This is a genomic window from uncultured Campylobacter sp., from assembly GCF_937890585.1.
GTDB lineage: Bacteria > Campylobacterota > Campylobacteria > Campylobacterales > Campylobacteraceae > Campylobacter_A.
Window position 1 is genome coordinate 1 of sequence record NZ_CALACG010000085.1, and the last position, 2806, is coordinate 2806.

A 2806-nucleotide genomic window follows, 5' to 3' on the forward strand; every position below is an offset into this window, starting at 1 on the left:
AGATGGAGTTATAAGAGACTTTCATAGCTTACTCCTTGAAATTTAGCTTCAAAGAGTAAGCAAAAGTTGTGCCGTAAAATTTTATCAACAGGGGAGCATTTTGTGTCGAGATAAGTCATATATAAACTAAATTATTTAAAAGACGATTTATCAACTAAGAAAATTTCACTCAAATAAATTTTGAAAAATAGTTGAGTAGTTTAAAACTTACTAAGGATAGTAAAATGCAAATTTCTAGCTCACCATATCCTTATCTGTCTAGAGAACACATAGCTAGTGAGATGGGGTTTAAATTTAACGATATAAACGAGATACTTAGTAACGATATGGGATATGGTATGAGCTTTCCTAAATACGCAAGGCTTGATAGAAAAGCTCAAGCTGCAGCTTATGATAGGCACATATATCCACTATCTGGCTTTACAAAAGGTGATGAAGCAAAAGTCACTATCATAGGAAAGCTTAGAGGCTATGATCCTGATTTTACAAGCGAGCAGTTATCAGATCTTAAAAATTTCATAAATGAAAGCAAGGGTTTATTTGTTGAATATATACAAGGTCAGCAAGCAAAACCAGACAATGATAAGCCAAAAATTTTAAGAGATACCCCATACACTGTAAATGAATTTTTAAATGAATATCGTGGCAATCGCCAACTGCTATTTATGCAAAACTCAAGAACTGTTGATCTGCTTGATAGTGATATGAGCGTTGATGAGTTTAAAGAGGAGTGGGCTAAATATGCACTAAAAGAGCGGTTTAATATAACTTTATCTGGTGAAGATACTAAAAATGCTGTCAATATACTAAAAGAGATGAATGAAAAGGGCATTCAAGATATAGAGAGCGTTGAAGAAGAAAAAGACGACACCAAAGAGAAAAAATTTACTCCTATCCAGGCTGAAAGCAAAAACACTGAAACTTATGACATTGCTAAGGATGAGAAATTTTCGTTTTTACTTAAGCTTCAAGAACTTGAGAGAGAACGAGGTATCGACGTGCTTCGCATTATGCAAAAACTTGAAGAAAATGGTAAAAAAGTTTTTGATAAAAAGGTTTAACTTTATCTTTAGTATCTAGCGCAAGCCGTTGCTATGTTATCCCATAACAAGAAAGAGGATGATCCTCGTTCTTGTTTTATCCATCAAACCATCTTATTTAAAATTTGCTTCTTGTCTATCTTTTGCATAAGCTCTAAGACGTCTATGCCTCTTTTTTCTTTGAAATTTAAAAGTTCTCTTGCATAGAGAAATTTCTGATCCTTGTTTATATCATAAGTCTCATACTTCTTCTTAACCTGCATAGGTTTAAATTTCTTCTCACTTTGCTCTTTGGCAAAATTTGCATTGTATTCTTGTTCTTCTTTGTGTAGTTTAGCTAGAAATTCTTTATGCTCTTTCGTAGTTTTTTCCACATCTTCTCTATAAAGCTTCTTGAATTCTTCTATGCTTAGATCAGCTCTAACAAACAAAGCAGCACCATCATTACTCATCATAGTGCCTTCTGAAAATGATTTTACAAAAGCTTCTAGTTCTGCCTCCTCTTCTGCTGTGCCAAGACCAACCATTTTACCAACTATCGTTGGTTTGCCGTCTATAGAGTTTGTAAGCAACCAGTCCATGTAATCTTGGAGTTCGCGAACTCTAAATTCTTCCATGTTTTCTGGCTCTCTTTTTGCTGATAGAGCTCGTCTTTCTTGAATGGTGTAATTAGATAGCATATTATCAATTCGATTTATAGTATCTGCTATCCAGCCCTCTTTACTTTTGTCTATATCTATAAATTCTTTTATAGTTTCGCTCCATGGTTTAAAAAGATTCTTTGAGTAGTCAAATTTTTCTTCGGTAGCGTTTTTGTCTTGCTTACCTTCTTTGGTTATATTTTCTGTTGCATTTTCTTTTTGGATAGTGTTATCTTGTATCGGTGTATTGCTAAGTTCGTTTATGCTAGCGATCATATCAGCTCTCCCCCTACGCCTTTATATCAACATCTCTTTTTATACCAAGCATATCTACTAGATATTTTCCAGCTGGGTTTTCATTTAGCTCTTTTACTAAATTTAAAGGTGGCATACTAAATTTCAAAAAGCTATCCATAAAGTCCTTGCTCTTTTTGCCATCTTTGTCTATCTCGCCAAAGAGTAGCTTTAGCATTTTTAGATTATGCTCCATCATCTTTTTAAATGATAGCTCGTCTTCTTCATCTGAATACTTACCGACAAACCCAGTCGTTAGATCTACATAGACAAGGTCTCTTTTATACTTAACATACTCTTGCATATATGCAGGCATACCAGCTAGATCAGAGTCGCTTGCTTTGTTGAAATTTGCTCCAAATTTCATCTCACCCATAAGCTCAAATAGCTCAAATGCCCTACTAAATTCTTTGCTATCTACGCTCTTATCAAAGCCTTGCTTCTTTCCAAAAACGGTGGTTTCACCTTCTTTGACGTCAAGGTTGCTATTTATAACTGCTGCTAAAAGGCCACCTTTGGTTATAGAGCCATCTTTATTTGTATATCTTTCGCCGTGCGGATCGATAAAAACACCACTTCCCACACTCTCCTTGCCACCATTGTTGTTGTTAAAGATATCTGTTGTTGGCTTTAATGGCTGCCTGCCGTCTCCACCGCTAAAGCTTGGGTTGAAAAAGAGCGTGCTTATCATCTGTTTGTTTGACTCTTTGTAGTTAAAGCTAGAAGCAGCTGCATCAAAGTCATAAATAGAATTATGAATTTTTGTTACTTGCATGCTTTGGCGGTTATAAGAAAAGCCTTGAGGGAAATTTCTTATCTCATCTAAGCTAA

At 35.0% G+C, this 2806-nt stretch carries 3 protein-coding genes; 1 reads left to right on the forward strand and 2 read right to left on the reverse strand.

All coding sequences use genetic code 11. The features are described from left to right. Positions 1–224: 224 nt before the first annotated feature. Positions 225–1061: a hypothetical protein gene (locus Q0296_RS02390; protein ID WP_298036102.1), complete on the forward strand. Its 837-nt coding sequence runs from the start codon at positions 225–227 to the stop codon at positions 1059–1061. Positions 1062–1144: 83 nt separating this feature from the next. Here the strand turns inward: Q0296_RS02390 and Q0296_RS02395 are convergent, their stop codons facing one another. Together Q0296_RS02395 and Q0296_RS02400 are read right to left on the reverse strand one after the other, a co-directional pair. Next, positions 1145–1957, reverse strand: a complete 813-nt coding sequence (locus Q0296_RS02395; protein WP_298036104.1) for a cell surface protein — start codon at positions 1955–1957, stop codon at positions 1145–1147. 13 nt (positions 1958–1970) lie between these two features. Further along, on the reverse strand, positions 1971–2806 hold an 836-nt coding region (locus Q0296_RS02400), incomplete at its 5' end, for a Cj0814 family flagellar-dependent secreted protein (protein WP_298036105.1).